This is a genomic window from Methylobacterium sp. E-016 (genome assembly GCF_022829745.1).
In the GTDB taxonomy this organism is placed as follows: domain Bacteria; phylum Pseudomonadota; class Alphaproteobacteria; order Rhizobiales; family Beijerinckiaceae; genus Methylobacterium.
On record NZ_JAKSYF010000130.1, the window covers coordinates 58,012 to 78,087 of the forward strand.

The 20,076-nt window shown below is 67.9% G+C and carries 25 protein-coding genes and 2 pseudogenes; 7 read left to right on the top strand and 20 right to left on the bottom strand.

Annotated elements, in window-relative coordinates; translation table 11 throughout:
* Positions 1–262: 262 nt before the first annotated feature.
* The 13 genes from MKK68_RS18175 to MKK68_RS18235 all read right to left on the bottom strand — a co-directional run bounded on the left by MKK68_RS18175 (position 263) and on the right by MKK68_RS18235 (position 7,344).
* On the bottom strand, positions 263–709 hold the full coding sequence (locus MKK68_RS18175) for a hypothetical protein (protein ID WP_056250388.1): 447 nt from the start codon (positions 707–709) through the stop codon (positions 263–265).
* Complete coding sequence (locus tag MKK68_RS18180; RefSeq protein WP_056250390.1) at positions 697–1,011, bottom strand: PadR family transcriptional regulator; 315 nt, start codon at positions 1,009–1,011, stop codon at positions 697–699. Before MKK68_RS18180 ends, MKK68_RS18175 begins: the two co-directional genes overlap by 13 nt.
* An 88-nt stretch (positions 1,012–1,099) precedes the next feature.
* Positions 1,100–1,459 (bottom strand): hypothetical protein, encoded by a 360-nt coding sequence (locus tag MKK68_RS18185; RefSeq protein ID WP_056250392.1) that lies wholly within the window; start codon positions 1,457–1,459, stop codon positions 1,100–1,102.
* An 80-nt stretch (positions 1,460–1,539) separates the two neighbouring features.
* The gene (locus MKK68_RS18190) at positions 1,540–2,229 is read right to left on the bottom strand and encodes a hypothetical protein (protein WP_147842675.1); all 690 of its coding nucleotides are present in this window, start codon (positions 2,227–2,229) and stop codon (positions 1,540–1,542) included.
* Positions 2,230–2,311: 82 nt separating this feature from the next.
* Positions 2,312–2,557, bottom strand: coding sequence for a hypothetical protein (locus tag MKK68_RS18195; protein ID WP_147842676.1), 246 nt, complete (start codon positions 2,555–2,557; stop codon positions 2,312–2,314).
* 73 nt (positions 2,558–2,630) lie between these two features.
* Positions 2,631–2,969: a hypothetical protein gene (locus tag MKK68_RS18200; RefSeq protein WP_056250399.1), complete on the bottom strand. Its 339-nt coding sequence runs from the start codon at positions 2,967–2,969 to the stop codon at positions 2,631–2,633.
* A 99-nt stretch (positions 2,970–3,068) separates the two neighbouring features.
* Positions 3,069–4,190 carry a tyrosine-type recombinase/integrase gene (locus tag MKK68_RS18205; RefSeq protein ID WP_243924973.1) on the bottom strand — a complete coding sequence of 374 codons (1,122 nt, stop codon included), beginning with the start codon at positions 4,188–4,190 and terminating at the stop codon, positions 3,069–3,071.
* A 14-nt stretch (positions 4,191–4,204) separates the two neighbouring features.
* The gene (locus tag MKK68_RS18210; RefSeq protein WP_056250404.1) at positions 4,205–4,657 is read right to left on the bottom strand and encodes a hypothetical protein; all 453 of its coding nucleotides are present in this window, start codon (positions 4,655–4,657) and stop codon (positions 4,205–4,207) included.
* Between the two features lie 54 nt (positions 4,658–4,711).
* Positions 4,712–5,206, bottom strand: coding sequence for a hypothetical protein (locus MKK68_RS18215; RefSeq protein ID WP_147842678.1), 495 nt, complete (start codon positions 5,204–5,206; stop codon positions 4,712–4,714).
* Positions 5,207–5,271: 65 nt separating this feature from the next.
* The gene (locus MKK68_RS18220) at positions 5,272–6,150 is read right to left on the bottom strand and encodes a hypothetical protein (RefSeq protein WP_147842679.1); all 879 of its coding nucleotides are present in this window, start codon (positions 6,148–6,150) and stop codon (positions 5,272–5,274) included.
* Complete coding sequence (locus MKK68_RS18225) at positions 6,150–6,653, bottom strand: hypothetical protein (RefSeq protein WP_147842680.1); 504 nt, start codon at positions 6,651–6,653, stop codon at positions 6,150–6,152. Before MKK68_RS18225 ends, MKK68_RS18220 begins: the two co-directional genes overlap by 1 nt.
* 5 nt (positions 6,654–6,658) lie before the next feature.
* A complete protein-coding gene (locus MKK68_RS18230; RefSeq protein WP_187274963.1) occupies positions 6,659–6,817 on the bottom strand; it encodes a hypothetical protein in 159 nt (52 codons plus the stop codon).
* A gap of 8 nt (positions 6,818–6,825) precedes the next feature.
* Positions 6,826–7,344: a GcrA family cell cycle regulator gene (locus tag MKK68_RS18235; RefSeq protein ID WP_243924974.1), complete on the bottom strand. Its 519-nt coding sequence runs from the start codon at positions 7,342–7,344 to the stop codon at positions 6,826–6,828.
* A 125-nt stretch (positions 7,345–7,469) separates the two neighbouring features.
* On the opposite strand from MKK68_RS18235, the gene MKK68_RS18240 reads away from it, so the two are divergent.
* On the top strand, positions 7,470–8,348 hold the full coding sequence (locus MKK68_RS18240) for a hypothetical protein (protein WP_147842682.1): 879 nt from the start codon (positions 7,470–7,472) through the stop codon (positions 8,346–8,348).
* A 56-nt stretch (positions 8,349–8,404) separates the two neighbouring features.
* On the top strand, positions 8,405–9,091 hold the full coding sequence (locus MKK68_RS18245) for a hypothetical protein (RefSeq protein ID WP_147842683.1): 687 nt from the start codon (positions 8,405–8,407) through the stop codon (positions 9,089–9,091).
* Positions 9,092–9,166: 75 nt separating this feature from the next.
* Here MKK68_RS18245 and MKK68_RS18250 read toward each other — a convergent pair whose 3' ends face one another.
* A complete protein-coding gene (locus tag MKK68_RS18250) occupies positions 9,167–9,502 on the bottom strand; it encodes a hypothetical protein (protein ID WP_056250418.1) in 336 nt (111 codons plus the stop codon).
* A 308-nt stretch (positions 9,503–9,810) separates the two neighbouring features.
* On the opposite strand from MKK68_RS18250, the gene MKK68_RS18255 reads away from it, so the two are divergent.
* Complete coding sequence (locus MKK68_RS18255; protein ID WP_056250420.1) at positions 9,811–10,146, top strand: hypothetical protein; 336 nt, start codon at positions 9,811–9,813, stop codon at positions 10,144–10,146.
* 107 nt (positions 10,147–10,253) lie between these two features.
* Here MKK68_RS18255 and MKK68_RS18260 read toward each other — a convergent pair whose 3' ends face one another.
* Positions 10,254–10,499, bottom strand: coding sequence for a hypothetical protein (locus tag MKK68_RS18260; RefSeq protein ID WP_147840812.1), 246 nt, complete (start codon positions 10,497–10,499; stop codon positions 10,254–10,256).
* A 187-nt stretch (positions 10,500–10,686) separates the two neighbouring features.
* On the opposite strand from MKK68_RS18260, the pseudogene MKK68_RS18265 reads away from it, so the two are divergent.
* Positions 10,687–11,757, top strand: a pseudogene (locus MKK68_RS18265) (IS630 family transposase).
* Between the two features lie 245 nt (positions 11,758–12,002).
* Positions 12,003–14,609, top strand: a complete 2,607-nt coding sequence (locus MKK68_RS18270; protein WP_147840813.1) for an AAA family ATPase — start codon at positions 12,003–12,005, stop codon at positions 14,607–14,609.
* Positions 14,610–14,838: 229 nt separating this feature from the next.
* Here MKK68_RS18270 and MKK68_RS29940 read toward each other — a convergent pair.
* From MKK68_RS29940 to MKK68_RS18290, 5 genes and pseudogenes are all read right to left on the bottom strand, one after another.
* A pseudogene (locus MKK68_RS29940) lies at positions 14,839–15,248 on the bottom strand (SDR family oxidoreductase).
* Positions 15,249–15,344: 96 nt separating this feature from the next.
* Positions 15,345–16,058, bottom strand: coding sequence for a hypothetical protein (locus MKK68_RS18275; RefSeq protein WP_147840815.1), 714 nt, complete (start codon positions 16,056–16,058; stop codon positions 15,345–15,347).
* Positions 16,059–16,256: 198 nt separating this feature from the next.
* On the bottom strand, positions 16,257–16,922 hold the full coding sequence (locus MKK68_RS18280) for a hypothetical protein (protein WP_147840816.1): 666 nt from the start codon (positions 16,920–16,922) through the stop codon (positions 16,257–16,259).
* Positions 16,919–17,521 (bottom strand): type II TA system antitoxin MqsA family protein, encoded by a 603-nt coding sequence (locus tag MKK68_RS18285; RefSeq protein ID WP_147840817.1) that lies wholly within the window; start codon positions 17,519–17,521, stop codon positions 16,919–16,921. Before MKK68_RS18285 ends, MKK68_RS18280 begins: the two co-directional genes overlap by 4 nt.
* Positions 17,518–17,835: a type II toxin-antitoxin system MqsR family toxin gene (locus MKK68_RS18290; protein ID WP_187275328.1), complete on the bottom strand. Its 318-nt coding sequence runs from the start codon at positions 17,833–17,835 to the stop codon at positions 17,518–17,520. Before MKK68_RS18290 ends, MKK68_RS18285 begins: the two co-directional genes overlap by 4 nt.
* Positions 17,836–18,222: 387 nt before the next feature.
* On the opposite strand from MKK68_RS18290, the gene MKK68_RS18295 reads away from it, so the two are divergent.
* Both MKK68_RS18295 and MKK68_RS18300 read left to right on the top strand, forming a co-directional pair.
* On the top strand, positions 18,223–18,621 hold the full coding sequence (locus MKK68_RS18295; RefSeq protein WP_243924975.1) for a hypothetical protein: 399 nt from the start codon (positions 18,223–18,225) through the stop codon (positions 18,619–18,621).
* 139 nt (positions 18,622–18,760) lie between these two features.
* On the top strand, positions 18,761–20,068 hold the full coding sequence (locus MKK68_RS18300) for an efflux RND transporter periplasmic adaptor subunit (RefSeq protein ID WP_147840819.1): 1,308 nt from the start codon (positions 18,761–18,763) through the stop codon (positions 20,066–20,068).
* The last annotated feature ends 8 nt before the right edge of the window (positions 20,069–20,076 follow it).

The window sequence follows — 20,076 nt, forward strand, 5'->3', positions numbered from 1 at the left end:
TCCGAAGACGGTCCCGAAACGCAAAAAGCCGGCCTGAGCCAGCTCTTGCAGTTCGATCAGTACCTAAATTGGAGCGGGCGAAGGGATTCGAACCCTCGACCCCAACCTTGGCAAGGCTCTCACCCCGCCGCAACTTTCCTAGGGACCGGCGTCCGGCCCGTCAATTCCCATGCAACGCCGTTCGATTGGATCGAGCGCCATGCACGGCCATGCGGGCCGGATTTCGTAATTGCGGGGCCATTCCGGGACCCCGCTCCGGGCGTCAGATATACACGTACCGCCCATCCTTCAGACGCATCCGGATCCCCAGGACGACGACGAAGGCTCCCGGCAGGATCTGGAACAGGTAGCTCACCAGGTACAGCCAGGGCGCGCCGGCCATCGCGGACATGATCGCCTCCGCGGTGGATCCGACCAGCATGAGGCCGGAGCCGAGGATGAGCGCGTCGAGGCTGTAAGCCCGCTTTGGCTGCGGCTCGGTCCTCAGGATCCCGCCGACGCTCCACCAGCAGCCGAGAGCATGCCGGAGCTGATCGAGCTTGGTGTCGCAGTCGGCGAGGTGCGATGACCACTCCTCGGCGTAGGACTCCCGCTTGCCCTCCGGCAGCCGGGCGGCCGCCTTGCGGATGAGGAAGCGGGCGAGCCTCGGGCAGCGGTCGTAGAGGTCCGCGCCCAGGATGTTCATGAGCAGCCCGATCAGGAGTTCCATGCGAGGGCTCCTTCCGGCGCGACCTGGTACTCGGCGAACGCGGCACGGGCCCGGGCGCGCCCTGCCATCGTCAGCGTGTAGAACCGTCGCCTCGGCCTCCCGGCCTCGCTCGGTTCCACCTCCTCCCACTTCCCCTCGACCCAGCCGGCGGTCTCCAGCCGGGCGAGCATGGGGTACATCGTCCCCGACCCGATGCGGGCGGACTTGCTGATCTCCGCGCCCGACCTCCCCTCAAGGGGAGCCGAGAGCAGGAACTTGAGCGCGCGCAGGGTCGTGTCGGAGAGCCGGACGTCCTCAGCCATGGTGTACCTCGAAAGTCGACATAGCCCCCTATATCGACTTTCGACTACGCTTGTCTAGTCCCTGGTCCTTCCGACGCAGGGCCCGCCCTCAGGCCAGTGTCGCGAGGTCGGCTTTGTCCTCCTCCGGCGCCGCCGGGGCCCACTCCATCCGGATCTCGGCCGCGCGGCGTTCCAGGTCCTCGGCCGCTCGGATCGCGAGACGCCGAGTGGGCTCGAACAGGGCATCGGGCACGGGGCGGGAGCCCGAAATCCACTGCGACACCTGCGCCTGGGTGATGCGCCGGCCCGCAACTTCCGAGAGCGCCGTCGCGAAGAAGCTCTGCCAGCGCGGCCCGAAGGCTCGCTCGCCGAGGCTGATGACGCCCCGTCGGATGAGGATTTGAGCCTCGGTCAAACCCGAGAGGTCGACCTTGGCCTCGCGGATCGGCTTGGGGAAATCGAAGGACACGGTGCGGGCTCCTGCGCAGGACGGGCGTTTCAATTCTACACCGGCCGCCCCGTGATGGGGGGCCGGTGGAGGTGCAGGCTTCAGGCGGCCTCGACTTCGAGGAGGTTTTTGATCCCCCGGCGGATGCGCTCGGCGCCCTCGTGCAGGCCCTGGTCGTTGCCGGCCTTCCAGCCGAGGATCGCCATCTCGACCTCGCGGCGCGTGACGTCTCCGGGGAGCGAGAGGATCGGCCTGCCACCCACGCGGACTTGGATGCTCATGCCTCCCGGCGCGCCCCACGCCCACCACCCCTGACCGCGGACGTCGTACCCGGGGAACTGGCCGATGCGATCGCACGCGACCTCCTCAAGATGGCGCACCTGCAGGTTTCGCAGAGTCGCAATCAAGTGCTCGCGTGCCTCCCAGCGGTCGTGGCCGGCGCGTCCGTGGCCGGTCATCCGAGCTACCTCTCCGACGAAGGTCCTGGCGGCGTAGACGGCCCGCTCAGCGGCCGTCCACTCGTCGTCCTCGGTCGACTGGCGCAGCGTCGGTGCCGCGGCGGCGTGCGGCTCCAGGGCGGCGGCGACGGTAGCGTGGTCGTCGGAGGTGCAGAAGTCGAACGTGAGGATCGCGGCAACGGCGGGGTGCTCCGGGAAGGCGCGTTTGGCGGCGGCCCGACCCTCGGCGTCGATCGTGCCGAGGGCGCCGAACATGGCGTAGACGGTCGCGTCCTCGTCCCGGGACGGGGACGCGGCGAGCACGGCCTCGATGGCGGGGATGGCAGCTTTCATGGGTGTGGTCCTTCCGGAAGGGCTGGGTTCGGTCCTGAGGCCCGGGATCGGGAGGTCTCTCACCCCTCCCGAGGGGCGGGCCTCAGTCGCCGGAGAGGCGGCGCTCGGCGCGCTTGCGCAGCACGGAGGCCTCGATCGTGCGGGCCGTCGGGCCGGTGCGCACGTGCACGGTCGCCTCGCGCTCGAAGTCCCGCTCGCCCTCGTAGCGGCGGTAGACGCCGACCCGGACGATCCAATTGCCGTCGAACCTGAACTCGCCCTCGGTCGTCAGGCGCAGGCCGTCGTCGAAGTCCACGCCGTCGTTGTCGAAGTCCACCATCCTGGCCATGTCCGGATCCTCTGTGCTGGGGGTAGGGTTCTCGCCTGAGGCCGGGGGGCGATCCCCCGGCCGGTCCGCGCCCTCAGTCGGCGCAGACCTGGGAGTCCTCCCAGATCTCGGCCTGGAGCTCGGCGTTCATGACGCCATGGCCGTCCTCGGCGCCGCCGGCGACGACGATGTCGCGGTACGTGCGGCCGTTGATCCTGTGCTCATTGCCCCAGCAGAGGACCGAGCCGTCGCCCAGCACCGCGATCGCATCGGAGCCGAGGTCGTCGAGGTCGACCGTGGCGGTCTCGGTGGGGGCGGAGAGGGCCGCGATCTCGGCGAGCGCGGTGTCGAGGTCGGACTGGGTGATGATTTCGTTCAGGGCGTGCTCGACGGCCTGGTTGTGGGCGACGTTGGCGGCGGTGAGTTTGGACATCGGTGCGGTTCCCTCGGGGAGACCGTCTCCCCGTTGCTTGTAAATATACAAGCAACGGGGCCGAAAGCAAGGGGTGCTTGTAAAAAATAAAGCTCCGCGTCAGGCCGCCGCAGCCGCCTTCTGGTAGGCGCTCGACGTGTGGCCGTAGACCTTGAGGACCATGGCCAGCGACATGCCGAGGTACTCGCTCACCTCCACCGGAGGCACGCCGGCGCGGAGCATGATCGTTGCCCTGGAGTGCCGGAGGATGTGCGGCGTCGGCCAACCCATCTCGTCGGCGTCGCCCTCGGCCTCCTCCGAGAGGTAGCCCTCCTCCTCCTCGGGCAGGTCGGCGGCGAGGCCGGCCGACAGGTCGGTGACGCGGTGCGTCCCGTCGATGTCGCGCCGGTCCAGGCAGGCCCGGATCGCGGCCATCCTGAACCCCTTGCTGACCCGCTTCACGGCGGCACCGTTCCGATGGACGACGCGCGACACGCCGGCCGCCAGGTCCTCCTCGCGCCACTCCTTGAGGAGCGGGAGCAGGCGATCGTGGATCCGGCACGGGGGCTGCCTCTTGCGGGATGCCGGCGCCTCGGGGCCCTCGCGGAACATCGTCACCGTCGGGAAGTCCACGTACCCGGCGACCTTGTGCTTGCGCCAGCGCAGGTCGAGGACGGCCGCGCTCCGGGTGCCCGAGTAGAACGCGATCTGGAGGAACCGCACCAGCTGGTCGCCGGGCTCGTGGCGCAGGCCCTCGATCGGCTGCCAGTACGGCTCGCGCGTGGCGATGTCTGAGGAGAACCAGCGGAACCCGGAGGCCGCCTTCAGGAGGCGCTCGAACTCCGATTCGGTCAGCCAGTCCGGATGGCCCTTCGAGGCCTTGGGCAGTTCGAGCACCGGAACCGACGAGAGGTTGTACTCCCGATGCCAGGCGTTGATGGCGGCCGACAGGGTCCCGAGCTCGCGCCGGGCCGTCGACGTCGAGATCGGCTTCGAGATCTTCCAGCCGGGCTTCGTGTAGCGCTCGCTCGTCCGCTTCTCGACGTAGTCGCGGCACGTCGATCCACGGATCTGCGCCAGCGTCAGGCCCCTCAGGATGCGAAGTAGGTGGACGATGTGCTGGCCGACCAAGGCGGCATTCTTCGTGCCCTCCATGCGGGCGCCGTAGAACGTCAAGCAAGCGGCGACGGACACCAGGCGGGGGTTGGAATTCGCCGGGTCGTCGTGATCCGGCGAGGCCATGAGCCGCTCTCGGGCTAGGCGCCCTTGCTCCGCGATGTGGAGCGCGAGCTCCTCTTGAGCCGCGCCGCGAGCTGCAAGGCCGTGTCGTGTTCTGCGCTTGTAGCGCTCGCCATCGATGAAGTCTGCGATTGCCCAGACCTGTCGCTTCCGGTCGAAGACAAGGCGGGAGGGTTGCTTGGGGCGAGCCACGTATTTCTCCAGTCGAGCAGGTATTGGCGGGTCGTGTAGATCGCGTGTCCGGGCTGCATCGATTTCAGTCGATGAGGATCCGGGGCACGCGTCGCGGCCCGCAGCTGCGCGGTGGAGAAGGTCGGGAAGCCTAGGGCGTCCGCTAGCTCGGGGGCCCACGCGGCGACGTCGAGCGACATCAGCGTGTCCGTACCGGCCATGGAGGCCTCGTCGCGGGCGCCGTCCGAGAAGTCGAACGGGCCGGCGTGAAGGACGAATGTGGGCTTCGAATTGAGCATGGTGCGATTCTGAATCGAGGGGGCTTCGACTGCAACGGCAAATAGAGGCCGCGGTTAACACGGCGGGGGATGGTTACTGGGACATGCTCGAAGTCCCAGCGTTTCGGCCGTCCGCGTGTAGGTCCGGTTCGGGCGGTACCGGCGGTAGATCTGCCGCATCGCGTCATCGACGGCCTCGGCGCTATCGTCCTCGAGGAGCTCCGCCGACGCATCGCCGTCGTCGGATTCCGAAAACCGAAAGACGATGTACTGCCGCCCCAAGGTCGGCCGCCATCCGAAATGGGCCGGGCACGCGTCCGGGTCCCGCCGGCGGAAGAGCAGGAGCCGCCCCTCCTCGACGCCGAGGATCTCCCCCAGGAACTCGTCCTCCGGATCGCGGGAGAGGTGGGAGTCCCCGTCATCCCTCGCCGTGAACGGCGGACTGGCCGTCACCAGATACCCATGCTTGATCACGCAGCGATCGAGGCTGTGGGCCTCGGTGATGCTCATGTCGAACGTGATCGACAGGGGAGCGGACGGGGTCGGGGCGGGCTTCTTCTTGGTGGCCATGGTCAGGTGTCCTTGTGTTCGGTGGAACGCGCAGCCTTGGCGCGTGCCCGGGAGGATCCGGCGCCTCACCACGCGAGGCTACCGAGGGCATCGGCATCGTCGGAGGGGGGCGGTTTGGGCCCCGCCGCCTCGACCGCGGCCACCCGGCGGCGGATCACCCGGAGCCAGTGCAAGCACGTCGCGACGTCGAACCCGGCGTGGCGGTGGTGCGCCGCGAGCGTCGGGACCGCCGCGTCGACCCGCGCCGTGCGGAACTCGGGCGGCAACGCGCCGATCCTGACGAGGGCGTGCCCCACGAGGGCGTCCGGATCGAGCACCAGCAGCTTGCGCAGAAGGGGCTCAACAGCGGCGTCGAGTTCCAAGTACGACCGGGCAACCCGCCCGCGTGGCCGCGCCGACCTCAGCGCCGCCGCGACCGCCTCCGCTTCGCGCACCTCGGCCTCGTACGCGTGCCGCGCGGCCTGCTGGACCGGCGGGAGCCCGCGGACCTGGATGTAGTGGGTCCGCCCGTCGTCGTCGCGGAACTTGATCCACGTCTGCTCGTGTGTCAGCAGGCGCCACATGCGCTGCCCCTCGGGCCCCGTCTCGGCCGCCAGCATGTCGACACGCAGGCCGTAGCGGACGATGACCCCCGCATCGCGCCAGGGCGTCTCCGGGTCGCGGGGGATCACGAGGGCCCGACGTCCCTCCCTGATCCTGGGGAGGTCCTCCACGATCCGATCGATGCCGAGCACGTCCACCGGCTCGCCGTCCCCGTAGACCCCGTAGAGCCAGAGGACGTCCTCGCAGACGGCGACCATCTGAGCGTAGGCACCGGCCTCGCCCAGCGGCGTACCTGCCTCAAGGCCCTCGTCGAACGCCCCCTCGTAGCGCCTCGTCCGGAGCTCCTCGATCTGGCGCACCAGCTCGTCGAGACCGGAACCGGTCAGGATCCCGCCCGCCATCAGATGACCTCCCCGACACAGGCGTTCTCGACGCGCGTCCACGCGCCGTCGACGTAGTGGAAGGCGCGCCTGTCCTCGCCCTCGGGATCCCACCCACGCACGTGGGGCTCGGGGCCCCCGTCCACTCTCAGGACGACGACGCCCCCATCGAACAGGCGCACGCGCGTGACCAGGACCTCGCCGTCCCGGCGCACCGAGAGAACCGCCGAGACGAACGTCGGCACGTCGGCCGGCAGGCTCCTCGCGATCGCGGCCTCGACGATGGCTACGTCGCGGGGCCGCCGGCGCCCGACGCCCGCGTCGTCGATGAGGGCCGTCAGGCGGGCGCACGGCGGCAGGGGGGCCGCCTCCCGGATCAGGGGGACCGGCGGCGTCCAGTCGGCCGGCCGGGTGAGCTCCTGCAGCGCGATCTGGCGCCACATCGGATCGCGGACCATCGGGCCAGGATCCGGGACGTAATCCCAGAGGGTCATGAACTCGTCGGCGGGGGGCTGCTCGGGCACGGGGATCACTCCGGCTTGGCGAGGTCGGTGAGCAGCGCCTCGACGTGGGCGCGGTGCTCGGCGGCGAGGCGGTCCGGATCGAGGTGCGGGGGCAGCGCCTCGTCCTCGTCGTCCGGCTCCATCACCTGGTGGTTGTGCTGAAGGTCGATGGCACGGTCGCTCATGCGGCTCATCAGGCGGCCTTCCGGAAAGCGGGGACGTAGGCGGCCTCGCGCGACCTCGGCGCGACGGTCCGGTGCGCCGGGCAGTAGGGCGAGCCGAGATCGGCCGGGTGCCCGCAGGCCGTCGGGTCCAGACGGGGATCGCCGGCGATCCAGCGGCAGACCCCGTCTCGGACGTCGAGGATCGAGACGCGGCGGGACTCCGGCAGGAGAACGTCCGATGCGGCCGGGCGGGGCGCGGGCTTCGGCGGGGGCGGCGGCGCCTTAACCACGAGGGCCTTCGGGGCCTTCCGCGGGCCCTCGTGGGGCTTACGTGCAAGGGGGGTCCTGCTGGCCCCGGGGCCCTGGAAGCTGACGTTCTCGCGCCGCATCCGGCCGATGACCGAGCTGTGGCTACGGGCGATGCCCTCGGCGGCGAGCGTGGCCGAGATGGAGCGGGCGGACACGCCGGCGAGCCACAGCGCTTTGACGCGCTCGACCAGGTCGGGCGACCAAGTGTGGGGATGGAGGGGCATGGGGGTACGAGGCACCGGGGGTCTCCTAGCGAACGCAGATCAACATGCAGCCAATGCACCAGCTTTGTCAACAAGACTATTGGCCGGGCTTATTTCGGAGCATAATCTTGCGTTAACCATTTCCCCTGTGGACACGCCCCATGCCCCGGTTGACCGCTCCCCCGCTCGATTTCGACGGCTTCCCTTGGCGCCACGTCGGCGAGCGCCTCCGCTACGGCCACGCCATGGCGCTCTTCGTCATGGACGAGGCCCCGCAGACCTTCTCGGACGCCTACCGAGCCGAGCGCGGCTTGATGGTCGCGGCGGTCTTCTCCTGGACGGACCGCGCCGGCACCCCGAACCTGCTGCCGTGCTGGTGGGGGATCTCGGCCGAGGACGTGGACGTCCCGGCGCTCAGGGCGGCGGCCGACGCCGCAATCGCTAAGGCCCGCGCCGCCCGTGACGAGGCCAACGCTCGGGCCGAGGAACGCCGGCTCGCCGCGCAGGCTCGCGTCGACGAGATGGCGGGACCGATTCGCGAGCGGCTTCAGGCGCTCGTCGGGGCGGCACCCTGGCAGTTCGGCCGGTCCCTGACGGAGGCGGCCGAGACCGCGCACCGGGCCGAATGGGGGCCCTACGATCTTGAGCGTGCGGAGCGCTGGCTGTCCAACGCCGAGGCCAACCGCGTCCGCGCGGAGCAGAGGATCGGGCGCCCGGCGATGCCGCACTTCTACGCCCGGTCAGAGGACCCGGCGGTGCGCGCTGCGACCCTGGAGGGGCTGCGCTACCTCGCCTCCCTCGACGAGGACTGGGCCGCCATCCAGAACGGCGAGGGTTTCAGCCAGACCACGACCTGGAGCGGTCACGTCCTCGCCGAGCGCGAGGTCCTCGACCGGGGCGAGGCCGCCCACGGGCTCGCGCTGATCTATCAGCACAGGCTGCAGCTGCCCGACGAGCTCTGCGAGCGCGCCCTCGGCGAGGCCCCGGTGCGCCGAGGCCGGCGCCGCCTCCCAGCTGGCGACTTGCTAGCCCCGGCCTGACGATACCCTCGCCCCTGTCTCTCCGTCTCCCTCAGTTCAACTTAGGCAGTCCCGCAATGATCGACCTCAAGAAAATCCTGGCCTTCATCGCCGCTCTCATCGCCGCCATTTTTGGCGACGCCCGCGAGGCCGCCGTGTCCCTGTACGGGGACGTGAAGCGCGTCGCCGGCGTCGCGAAGGCCGCGGTCGACCGCACCGCTACCGCCGTCGGAGCCGGCCTGGAGGGCCCGGCTCGGGGGCTGGATCTCACGGCTTCCGGGATCGGCGGTGTCCTCGGGGCCCTGCTGCCCCGTCCGGCCGTCCACGCGTCCGACGTCGCCGAGGTCGCCCTGGCCAACGACAACCGCGCCGCGGCCGGCCCGCGCCCGGTCGCGCTTGGCCTCGGAGAGCTCGTTATCGCGCACAACCGAGCCGCGATGGACCCGACTGGCCGCTCCGGCAGGGATCTCGCCCCGCTCCCGCGGGACGTCGCATCCTGGCTCGCCGGCCTCGACACTGGCGCCCGGTGCAATCTGGCATTCGTGCCCGCGTTCCGCGTCGAGCAGCATCTCCGCGCCGAGTCCCTCTCGGAGATCCATGGGGGCCTGCCCCTGATGCCGTCCCTTCAGGCGCGCCTTGATGCCGAGGCCCCGAAGCCTCGCCCCGGCGAGTACGACGCAGACGACAAGAGGGTCATTGAGGAGGCCTACAGGCTCCTGGAGACCCCCGAGGCCCACGCCCGCGTCGCCGCCTGCCGCATGTGACGTGTCAGCGACCGAACGACGAAGGGCCCGCCGGTCATCCCGGCGGGCCCTTCGCATGTCTGGGGGGGCTTGAGGCTAGACGAGGCCCTGGCGCCGGGCGGCGGCGACGACCGCGCGCTCGGCCCGCTCGGCCCGGGCCTCGGCCGCCGCGGCGCGCTGCAGGGCGGCCCCGAGGAGGAGGCGGAGCTCGGCGGCCTCAGCGGCAAGGGCATCGGCCTCGGCCTCGACCGCGACGGCATCCCGGCGGGCTTGCCCGAGGCGGCCGGCGAGGCGCGAGACGGCGTGCCGGTCCGTGTCCTGCCGAGCGCGCAGGCCGTCGAAGGCACCCTGGATCGCGGAGTGCCCGAGAGCCAGGCCCTGGCCAACGCGGATGCTGCTGTCGATCGCGAAGCTGCGGGTCTGGTGCGACATGGGCGTCTCTCCTGGCGGGGCGGATCTCACCGCCCAATTCGCGCCTGGGCGGGACTCCCCGTCAACCCGGTGCCACGTGGATCCACATGGGATGGTGAACACCCCGTTTCCGGGGGGGCTGCAGCATGCGTCCTGAACGGATCGCGATTTCGCTCTTGATGAATCGCCGATCATGCAGACTGAAACGCCCAAAAATATGCTGAGGAAATGCTGAGCTCAGCACGACGTGCGCACGAGGGAGTGCCGAGCGAGTGCCGATGCCGTGACATGTCATGGTGCCTTGCACCTCGTCACGGCATCCTACGCCCATGACCGCACCCCGCACCTCATCCTCGGCCGCCCGTGCACGCGAGGCAAACCGCGCCGTCAAGGCGGCCTCCCGCGCCCGGGCGGCGGAGGCGGGCGCGCCCGACCCGGCGACGCTCGACCGCGCGATCGCTGACGGGCTGGCGGTCGTCATCGCAGGCGCGCCCAAGGGGTACCGCCTCGCGAGCCCGATCGACGCGGGAAGGGTTCTGCTGGCGGCGGCCGCCGCGCTCAAGGCCCGCACGGAACGGGCCATCGCGGCCGGAAAGCCGGCGGTCGTCTACCGGCGCGAGGCCGTCGCGACCGCCCTCGCGGCCCGCCTCGGACTGGATCCCTGAGGTCCGGGAGTTCGCAATTCCCGCGTTACACCGGATAGGAGTAACGGGGGGAGGAGATGGCCTGGTCGAAAACACTCGACTGACGCGACGCCCCTTCGGAGGGGTTCTCAGCCCTTGGAGCGCGGCTTCAGCGTCACTTCGAGATCGCAGCCCATCGCGTCGGCCACGGAGCAGAGCCGGGCCCAATGCCAGCCCGCCAGGTGCCCTGCCCTGAGCTCCGTCCGGACGTGGCTGTCCTTCATCCCCTCGGGGTAGCTGAGGCGGCAAGGCTTGGCGGATGGGGCGGCCGGCTTCACCCGCTCGCAGAAGGCCTCGATGGTGCCGGCGTGGGAGACTGCGATCTGCTGGGCCACCCCGTCGCGGGCCCGATCGGCGATCGCCGCGCCCCGGGCGGCGTCGTAGCGCTCGATGATGCGGTCGCTCCGGATGCCGAGGAGGCGGTCAGTGGCTAAATGGCCCGGGCGGCTTGGGCGCGGGCGACCTAGTGCACTGACGCGATCAGAGGATTCACGTGGTGGGTGACGTGTGCGAGTCTGTGCGATGGCTCAGACCGTTTGCGTGCTCCTCGATGACACCGCCCAGTCACAGCTGACCGAGATCGCCGGGGATCGATCACGGCCCCTCAAACACATCCTGCGGGCCCGTATCGTTCTGCTCTCGGCCGAGCGTCTCAACGTACAGGACGTGGCCCGGCAGGCCGGTGTCAGTCGGCCCGCCGTCTGACGCTGGCAGCAGCGCTTTGCTGAGGAGGGCGTCGAAGGCTTGCTGCGCGACAGGACCCGCCCGCCAGGCATCCCACCCCATCCGACCCGAACGGTGGCCAAGGTGCTGGCGCTGACCTGCTCGGAGCCCCCCGGCGAGGTGACCCACTGGACCGGGCGCGCCGTCGCCCAGCAGACCGGGATCTCGTTGCGCTCCGTGCAGCGGATCTGGCAGGCGCATCGCCTGCAACCGCATCGGGTTCGCACCTTCAAACGATCCCACGATCCGGCCTTTGCCGAGAAGGTCGAGGATGTGGTCGGCCTCTACATGGATCCGCCCGCCCATGCGGTCGTGCTCTCCATCGACGAGAAGAGCCAGATCCAGGCCCTGGAGCGCACCCGTCCCGACCAGCCGCTCGGACCAGGGCATCCCGCCGCCCAGACCCATGACTACAGCCGTCACGGCACCACAACCCTGTTCGCCGCCTTGAACGTCTTGGAGGGCACCGTGCTCGGCCGCTGCATGCAGCGCCATCGCCATGGCGAGTTCATCCGCTTCCTGAACGCGGTCGAGGCCGCCGTGCCGGCGGGCAAGGTGATCCACGCGGTGCTCGACAACTACGGCAGCCACAAGCACCCGAAGGTCCGCGCCTGGCTCGCCCGCCATCCGCGATGGACTTTCCACTTCACCCCGACATAGGCCTCATGGCTCAACGCCGTCGAGGGCTTCTTCTCCGCCCTCACACGCCGCCGGTTGCGACGCGGGACCTTCACCGGACTCGTCGACCTGCAGGCGGCCATCAAACGCTACATCGTCGAGCACAACCAAAGGCCCAGACCCTTCGTCTGGACCAAACCCGCCGCTGCCATCTTCGACGCTCTCAACCGAACCCTTGAACCATCCGTCTGAGTCAGTGCACTAGTCGACGGAGCTTGAGTAGCATGGCGCTCCACCAAGAAGGCCATTGACGCTCTATTGCCACGCAAGAAGATAGAGATGCGCTTGAGCCACGGGAACTTCTCCAACAAAGTGGACAAGGCCTACAGGCGGCGTCCCGAGGACTGACGGGTCGGAGCCAGCGACGCCGCCGGCGCCCCTTACGGATCCGAGGGTTCTGCTGCTAAGCTCGAACCCGTGCGGGGGAACGAGTCTCGATGGCGGCGACGGGTTCGGTCTTCGAGATCATCCTGCAATGGTCGAGGAATAAGCCTGACTGGCAGCGGGACGCCCTACGTCGCATAGTGGCCAAGCGCACCCTCGACGCCGACGATCACCAAGAGCTTGCACTGCTCTGCAAGAGGGGATGTGGCTTTCCCGGTATCGAGGTGACACCGTCGCCCTTGGGCGCCGAGCATGTTCCGTCCATGGCCACCGCCGGTGAGAAGGTAGCGCTGACCTCGATCAGGGATGTCATGGGCGTCAATCGGCTCGCTCCCGGCCAGGAACTCTCGTTTGAACCCGATGGAATTACGATCGTCTACGGCGACAACGGGGTAGGAAAATCCGGGTATGCCCGCATCCTGAAGCGGGCGTGCCGGGCACGTTCCCCCGGCGAGATCCTGCCGAATGCCTTCGGCGGCGGTGCCGATGCGGGATCCGCCACGATCGGATGCGTCGTATCGGGCGATCCGATCGCGCCGCTGGCCTGGACCGACGCGGGCTCTCCCCACGCCATCCTTTCCAGCGTCAGCGTCTTCGACCGCGAATGCGGAATGGTCCATGTGCGCGAGAGGAACGAGGTCGCGTTCCGTCCGTTCGGGCTCGACATCCCCGATGAGCTCGCCGGTGTCTGCCAAGCGATCCGCACGGCGCTGACGGCGGAACAGGGGGCGCTTGAGCAGGCGCGGGATTCGGCGTTCACGGAACCCGCGTTCGGGTCTGGGACCCGGGTCGGGCGGCTTCTCGGCGCGCTCGCTCCGGGTACCGACCTCGGACCCCTGGAAAAGCTGTCGAACCTGTCAGCGGAGGAGCGCGCAAGGCTTCGCCGGCTTGAGGAGGACCTGGCCCGCGACCTGGTCCGGGCCTCAGGGGAGCAGCGCGAGCTGGCCCGGGCCGTACGCCGCCTCTCCGAGGAGCTTGATAGGGTCTTCGGGGCGGTGTCGGATGCGGAGCTCGCGCAGCTTGCGGCGCTCGCCGGGACCGCCCGCTCCAAACGCTCCGCCGCCTCGCTCGCGGCCGAACGCGCCTTCGGCGGAAGCGCCCTGAAGGGGGTCGGGGAGGCGACCTGGCGAGCCCTATGGGACGCGGCGCGGCATTACTCGGAGCATGTCGCCTACGAGGGGCACGACTTCCCGCGGACGGACGCGGAAGCGGTCTGCGTGCTCTGCCACCAGCCGATCTCCGAAGGGACCGGGGATCTGAAGCTGACCTTTGAGGAGTTTGTGAAGGCCGACAGCGAGCGCGAGGCGCGGAAGGCCGAGGTCGCCTACGAGGAAGCCCTGGGGAAGCTGTCGGGTCTGTCGCTGCGGATGTCCGGGTTTCCGCTGCGCCGCCAGCTGTCGGTGACCCATCCAGATGTCGCCGCCGCGATCCTGCGCGGGCTGGCGACCGTCCGGCTTCGGCGATGGATCTGCACGCGGGCACTCGCCGACCGCGGGGCGGGTCCAATGCCCGTGGTTGCGGCCGGCATCATCGGCACGCTGACGACTCTTGCGGATGATACGCAGGCCTATGCCAAGGAGCTTCTGACGGCGGTCGATCCCGCCGGTCGGGTACGGCTGGTTGCGGAACGGGACGAGTTGCGTGACCGCGCACTCTTGGAGGCACTGCTGCCGAAGGCGAGGATCGAGGTGGCACGGCTGAGCGAGCTGGCGGGTTTGAAGGACTGCCTGTCCGAGATGGCGACGAATGCCATCACGACGCTCGGCAACACGATCGCCGACAAGGTCATCACGCCGAAGGTCCGCGATCGCTTTCAGGAAGAAATCCAGAAGCTGGCCGCCCACAGGGTGAGGGTCGACATCGTCCGTTCGGGCGGCAGGTACGGCTCCCCGCAGTACCAGGTCCGGCTGTTCGCCAACGAGAGGGCGAAGGTCGGCGAGATCCTGAGCGAGGGCGAGCAGACCTGCGTGGCCCTGGCCGCCTTCCTGACCGAGCTCGCTACCGCGGCTCATGGATCGACGCTGGTCTTCGACGATCCGGTCTCCTCGCTGGACCATCGGTGGCGGCGCAAGGTCGCCGAGCGGCTGGTCGAGGAAGGGGGCGTCCGGCAGATTATCGTCTTCACGCATGACCTCGTCTTCCTGAACGACCTGCATGCGCTGTCAATCGACGGCAGGATCCCGGTCTCCCTGATCTCGCTCACCCACACCTCTGCCGGCGCGGGCGTCGTGAACCAGGGACTGCCCTGGATCGGGGCTAAGGTCCGGGAGCGCCTCGACGCTCTTGAGAAGGACGCACGGGCGGCCAAGGTCCTCTACGACGACAATCGGGATGATGAGTACGGGGCTGCGGCCTCCCACTTCTTCAGCAGGTTACGAAGCACGTGGGAACGGGCCCTTGAGGAGGTGGCCTTCAACTGCGTCATCCAAAGGCACCGCGACTACATCAGCACCAAGGACCTGAGAAAGGTGGCGAGCCTGACCGTTGCCAACGTCGAGGATTTCGCCGCCGGCTTCAAACGGTGCTGCGATCAGACGGAAGCCCACGATCCATCTCCCGGGCGGAACGCTGCTCCCCTGCGCCCAGACGAACTGCTCAAGGCCGTCGGGGACCTGAGGGCCTGGGTGGACCAGCTTCGTGAGCAGCAAAAGGGCGTTTGACGGCCTTCTGTCATCGTCGCCTACCGCAGTAGGTGCCGCGGCCACCTGGTTGAGATCGACGGCGCCCTCCGCCGCGGCAGCCTGGCCCTGCTAGCCCCCGACACCATGCAAGGCCCCTTTCTAATGATCGCCGAGCGGATCCCCGACGCGCTGACCACCTCGACCTTCGAGCGGGATGCCGACCGGAACATCGCAGGCCGCGACGAGCCCTGATGCGCCTTAACGGTTTTCACCTATCAATCGGATTTGGAGGTACGGGCCCCGGCCTACCGCCGATAGGCATCGTGCCAGGAGTGGTCGTCCCACCATCGACGAGAAGGGTGTCGCCGACGATGTAGTCGGACAGGTCGCAGGCTAGGAACGCGATGGCTGAGGCGATGTCCTCGACCCGTCCGATGCGACCATACGGGATCTGCGACACCGCACTGCGCAGATTTTTACCCTGCATCTGGCCCGCGTTAATGCCGGTCCTCACGGCGCCGGGTCGATGGCGTTCACGCGCAACCCGCGCGGGGCGAATTCCTGGGCGAGGGTGCACATCAGCGTCGTCGTGCCGCCCTTCGAGGCCGCGTAATTAACGTGATCGCCCCACGGGATGCAGTCGTGTGACCTGAAGGCTCCCGACGCGATGGGAACCAGCGTCGTCGGCTGACTTCCCGGCTATTGAGCCAGCCCCGGCTTCTGTTCACTTCCGGCCGTTTGTAGTTCGCGCCGATCAGTGTAACAGGCAATTTTTCAAATATCAAAAATCGCCTTTTCATCGTCTATCGAAGGTAACCGGGGGCTCCTAAGCAGTCTCAATCTTTCATGTCTTACATATGCTGCCCTTTCAATTTGTCCTCTTAGTGAACTTTGCATGATTTCACCGGGGACAGTTTCGAGAATATCTGAAATTGTTTGATATTTTATTGGTAAAAACAACCTCTTTTTCAGGACGCTTTTATTGAGAGGTTCCTTCCCCCAATATGTTTTTAAATCACGAATGACAGGCTGGATTTGATCGAGCACGGCTGCTCCGTGTAATCGTGTGAATTCTAAGTGATCCATATCTTGATCGTCATCGTGCATCCGATTTATATCTCTCAAACAACATGCAGGAAATCCGTTTACATACAGATTCGACTCTGGTCTTGACAGACTAAATCTGAGATCAGTTGATATTTCTTGACAGTCAACTATTCCGAATGCGACGGCCTTAACGAGTAGGTCAACATCTTCAGTAAGTCGCTTGGGTCCAATTTTTATGAAAGGTAGCTTCTGTTCTCGCTGATACATACAGGCTTGTACGAAGCCGACAGCATCCAAATCAAAATTATGCCCAGTGAAGATTGCGCGAATTCTGAGTTCGATGTCGGACGGCGCAAGCTGATTTATATCAGCAAATACTCGAGGTTTTTCTATTTCCTCGTGAAATATTTTGTAGAATTCTGCGCTTCCGATACCTATCATGCCATTATTATCTCTCGTTGAGAGTTTCGCGTAGCGAATGCGTGATAATTAGTCCGGGATGGATATGTACAAGTACAATACAATCCGATGAGATAGATCGCGTGACAACGCTTATAGCTTCTTAGATGCGCTTTCATCAAAACCCCGTCACCAAGGTTACAGCAAATCGCCGCGGCACACCGAAACTGATGCCCGGGCTCAGGCCTTGAGCGCCTCGATGCTGTCGAGGAGGTCTGGGCCGCCGGTCCGGCGGGCGCTCCACTTGCGGAAGATCGCGAGGACACTGCGATCGGTGATGCCGTGGCGGGCTGGGTTGTTCTCGTCCAGGACGCGCCGGAGCCGGGCGGGGACGTCGCGGTGCCAGAACTTGGTATGGTTCGGGCCGACCTCGCGTCCGAGTTCCTGGTAGGCGCCGTTGCCCGCCCAGCGCAGGCCCTTGGCGCCGAGCAGGGTACCGATCTCGCTGGCGCGGAAGTCGAGCTTCCGGCCGATACTGCCCGCGGTACAGATGTAGACCACTGCGGACTCCGCGGAGACGGTGGGCAGGTCCGGGGCGGCGCTCTCGCCGCCGACGCGGGCGAAGGCCTCCTCCGCCTTGCCGGTCCGGACGCCGTGCATCTCGGTGACGAGGAGCTCGACGCCGCGGGTGAGCCGCTCAATGAGCTCGCCTTGCCGCTGGAGGCGCTCATCCTGTTCCCGGACACGCGCTAGATGCTCACCGCGCTCGGCGCGGAGGATCTCGTTCTGCTCCCGGAACTGTGCCGCGATGGTCTCTCCCACGTCGCGCCGGAAATCCTCCATATCCGCGAGGGGTTTCCTCGGCGGAAGGTGGTGGAGCACGCCCATGGGAGGCTTCTCGCTCATGCGGCGACGGCTTCCGGGTTCGCGTGGTTACCGTGGAAGGCGTCGAAGGCCGCGTCGGCAGCGAGGGCGGCGAAGCGCTCGTGGTCGATCTCGGTGCGCCGCCCGAGGGCGTCGCGCATGACGGCGTGGGCGCGCTTGCGATCGTCAAGCTCGATCTGGGCGAAGACGCCCTCGGCCTCCGGGTTTACGACCCCGGCCGCAAGCATCTCGCGGCGGGCGAGGTAGGGGTCCCGGGCTAGGGCTCGGATGTAGCGGTCGGCGACCTTGCTCTGAGGAACCTTGCCGCGCTCCCAGCGGGTCCAGGTCTTCGGGCCGGTGGAGAGGATCTGTTCCATGTCGGCCTGGCGGAGCTTGTACTTGAGGCGGATGGCGTTGAGCTCGGCGGCGGACAGGAGCCCGTCCATCTCTCGCACGGCGTTGGCGACGGCGAGCTCGTGCTCGGAGATCTGAGAGCCCTGATAGCTGACGTTCCCGCATTCGGCACAGGCCATGCGACGGTCCTGGATGGCGAGGCTCTTCCCCGACCGTTCGACCACGAAGGGCTCGACGCGCTCGCAGACCGCGATCGCCTCGCAGGCTTGGCAGGCCTCCATCGTCATCGATCGATATCCTTCTTGAATGAGGTGACGACCAGGACGTCAGCGCCGGTGACCAGCAGCTTCAGGAACATCCAGTCGGCGCAGTCGTCGACCCAGATCGAGTAGTAGTCCGACACGGTGGTCGGGTGGTGTCTTCGCGTCGGCTCGGACTTGCTGAAGTGCGCCTCGCCCAATTCCGTCTGGATGATCGCCCGCAGGTCGTCCGTGTCGAGCTTACGGGTCCTGAGCTCTTCGAGGACGGGAGAAAAGAACGAACAGGCCTCCTCGTCGGCGGCGAGCGCGCGGACCTTTGCCAGGGGATTGTGCGGCGTCATCCAGCCTCCAAGAGGTAGCACCATGCTACCCGAACTTCAACCGCGGCATTCTGCTGAGGCTGGCGGCCCGGCTCCCTTGGTTGATCCCCGGTAAGCGTGGCCTGGAGGGTTTTACGCATGGGCCGGTGCGCGGTTCCGTCCCTTCGTGGAAGGGGCCGCCCGTGCCTAACCCAGCTCCATCTTCGGCTTGTCGGACGATCGCCAGGACCGGTTCCAAACTAGGTGCGCAGCATGTCCGATGCCCGGTCCCGCTCCTCGCCGACCTGCTCGGGCGGCCGGGAATCGCGACGCTACGGCGACCCCAGACGCAGAGGGGGGCGACGTCTCCGCGGACGCACCCCCGAGCATGTCGGCATTCGGATAGGCGCCCTGGGACGCCCGTCCGGCATGTACGAGCGCCTCCGGATCGTCCATAAGGCAGTCATGAGCGCGGGATTCCCGATCAGGGCCTACGAGGCGTCGCGCGGCTGGTGGGCGACCGCCGTCCGCCTGCTGTCGTTCGTCCTCCTCCTGGCGCTCATGGCGCCCTGTGCGATTTCCTCCGCCGACGCCCATCGCCTTCCTGATCACGCGCCCGCGTTCGCCACGTCCTCGCATAAGGGTGCGCCGGACCAGCCCGACGGGTGCCCGGCCTGCCATGCGACCTGCGGCTGCCATCTGGCCATTGGCATCGAGGCGTCACCCGGGATTCCGATCGCCACCGCCGGACGCCCGTCCTATGCCACGGCCGACGTCACCGTAGCCTCGATCTCCGCCGGTCGCCTTCCAAGGCCCCCTCGCGCCTGAGGCGGCACCGCCACGGCCGTGGCGGATGCAGACCGGACATCCCAGCGGATGCCGGCTCCTTGAGCGAGCTTGACTTGAACCGGACCGTCGACCCAGCCCCAGGCGGTGACCGCGGTCCTATGCGAACGGCCTCCCTTCCATGCGTGCAATCATATCCGTGGCCCTCCTGGCCATAGGCGTCGCCATCGGCGGTGCCGTCCCCCGCGTGTCCGAGACCGTGCGGGGCGCGCTGGCCGCCGCCGGCCTGTCCTCCACCGCGGCCAAGACTCCGGCGACCAACGCGGCCGTGACCGGGGCGCAGGCCACCAAGGTCGACGGCGACCACAAACACGCCGAGGGCGAGGCGCACGGCCACGACGAGGCAAGCGAGGGCAAGATCAAGATGACGGCCGAGCAGGCCGCCGAGCAGGACATCAAGCTGGCGCATGTCGAGGGCGGCATCCTCTCGCGCCATCTCCTGGTGCCCGGCACCATCACCCAGGACGCCGACCGGATCGCCCGGGTGCCTGCGCGGGTCGCCGGGACAGTGGCGGAGATGCGCAAGCGTCTCGGCGAGGACGTCGCCAAGGGCGAGATCGTCGCCGTCCTGGACAGCCGCGAGGTCGCGGATGCCAAGAGCGACTTCCTCACCGCGACGGTCAAGGCGGATCTGGAAAAGACCAACTTCGACCGGCAGCAGGCCCTCTGGGACAAGAGGATCTCGGCGGAATCGGCCTTCCTGAACGCGAAGGCCGCCTACTCCGAGGCGGGCCTGCGGGTCGATCTCTCCCGCCAGAAGCTATCGGCCCTCGGGCTGAACGCGACCGAGGTCGCCGCCGCGGCCAAGAAGGACGAAACCACTCCGAACTTGTCGTCGCTTCGCCGCTTCGAGCTCAGGTCCCCCCTCGCGGGGCGGATCGTGGAGCGCAAGGTCGACGTCGGAACGAAGGTCGGCAGCGAGGGGGACCCGGCCGACGTCTATACCGTGGCCGACCTCTCCTCCCTCTGGATCGAGCTCCCCGTCCCCACCACCGAGCTGTCCAAGGTCCGCGAGGGCGCCAGGGTGACTATCGTCGGGGGCGAGGACGCTCCCCGCCCCGAGGGCAAGGTCGTCTTCGTCAGCCCGATCCTCAACCCGGAGACGCGCTCGGCCCGGGTCATCGTCGCCCTGCCGAACAAGGACATGTCCTGGCGCCCGGGCACCTTCGTCACGACCGAGATCGAGATCGCCCAGGACAAGGTCGCGGTGCGGCTGCCGAAGTCCGCCATCCAGACCATCGGCGGCGAGAAGGTGGTGTTCGTGCGGACCGAGGAGGGCTTCTCGAAGCGAGAGGTGACCCTCGGCAAGGCGGACGACGATGCCTACGAGGTCGTCGCCGGCCTGGAGCCCGGCGACGAGGTCGCGGTGGCCAACTCCTTCGTCCTGAAGGCCGAGCTCGGCAAGGCCGAAGCCGACCACGACCACTGAGGGCGGCC

Coding starts and splice junctions, on each gene's coding strand:
- MKK68_RS18215 (WP_147842678.1), bottom strand. CDS start 5,206: ATGGCCACCAAGAAGAAGCCCGCCCCGACCCCGTCCGCTCCCCTGTCG.
- MKK68_RS18210 (WP_056250404.1), bottom strand. CDS start 4,657: ATGCTCAATTCGAAGCCCACATTCGTCCTTCACGCCGGCCCGTTCGAC.
- MKK68_RS18220 (WP_147842679.1), bottom strand. CDS start 6,150: ATGGCGGGCGGGATCCTGACCGGTTCCGGTCTCGACGAGCTGGTGCGC.
- MKK68_RS18240 (WP_147842682.1), top strand. CDS start 7,470: ATGCCCCGGTTGACCGCTCCCCCGCTCGATTTCGACGGCTTCCCTTGG.
- MKK68_RS18245 (WP_147842683.1), top strand. CDS start 8,405: ATGATCGACCTCAAGAAAATCCTGGCCTTCATCGCCGCTCTCATCGCC.
- MKK68_RS18285 (WP_147840817.1), bottom strand. CDS start 17,521: ATGACGATGGAGGCCTGCCAAGCCTGCGAGGCGATCGCGGTCTGCGAG.
- MKK68_RS18270 (WP_147840813.1), top strand. CDS start 12,003: ATGGCGGCGACGGGTTCGGTCTTCGAGATCATCCTGCAATGGTCGAGG.
- MKK68_RS18230 (WP_187274963.1), bottom strand. CDS start 6,817: ATGAGCGACCGTGCCATCGACCTTCAGCACAACCACCAGGTGATGGAG.
- MKK68_RS18180 (WP_056250390.1), bottom strand. CDS start 1,011: ATGGCTGAGGACGTCCGGCTCTCCGACACGACCCTGCGCGCGCTCAAG.
- MKK68_RS18195 (WP_147842676.1), bottom strand. CDS start 2,557: ATGGCCAGGATGGTGGACTTCGACAACGACGGCGTGGACTTCGACGAC.
- MKK68_RS18175 (WP_056250388.1), bottom strand. CDS start 709: ATGGAACTCCTGATCGGGCTGCTCATGAACATCCTGGGCGCGGACCTC.
- MKK68_RS18250 (WP_056250418.1), bottom strand. CDS start 9,502: ATGTCGCACCAGACCCGCAGCTTCGCGATCGACAGCAGCATCCGCGTT.
- MKK68_RS18280 (WP_147840816.1), bottom strand. CDS start 16,922: ATGAGCGAGAAGCCTCCCATGGGCGTGCTCCACCACCTTCCGCCGAGG.
- MKK68_RS18275 (WP_147840815.1), bottom strand. CDS start 16,058: ATGATAGGTATCGGAAGCGCAGAATTCTACAAAATATTTCACGAGGAA.
- MKK68_RS18200 (WP_056250399.1), bottom strand. CDS start 2,969: ATGTCCAAACTCACCGCCGCCAACGTCGCCCACAACCAGGCCGTCGAG.
- MKK68_RS18255 (WP_056250420.1), top strand. CDS start 9,811: ATGACCGCACCCCGCACCTCATCCTCGGCCGCCCGTGCACGCGAGGCA.
- MKK68_RS18300 (WP_147840819.1), top strand. CDS start 18,761: ATGCGTGCAATCATATCCGTGGCCCTCCTGGCCATAGGCGTCGCCATC.
- MKK68_RS18290 (WP_187275328.1), bottom strand. CDS start 17,835: ATGACGCCGCACAATCCCCTGGCAAAGGTCCGCGCGCTCGCCGCCGAC.
- MKK68_RS18295 (WP_243924975.1), top strand. CDS start 18,223: ATGTACGAGCGCCTCCGGATCGTCCATAAGGCAGTCATGAGCGCGGGA.
- MKK68_RS18190 (WP_147842675.1), bottom strand. CDS start 2,229: ATGAAAGCTGCCATCCCCGCCATCGAGGCCGTGCTCGCCGCGTCCCCG.
- MKK68_RS18205 (WP_243924973.1), bottom strand. CDS start 4,190: ATGGCCTCGCCGGATCACGACGACCCGGCGAATTCCAACCCCCGCCTG.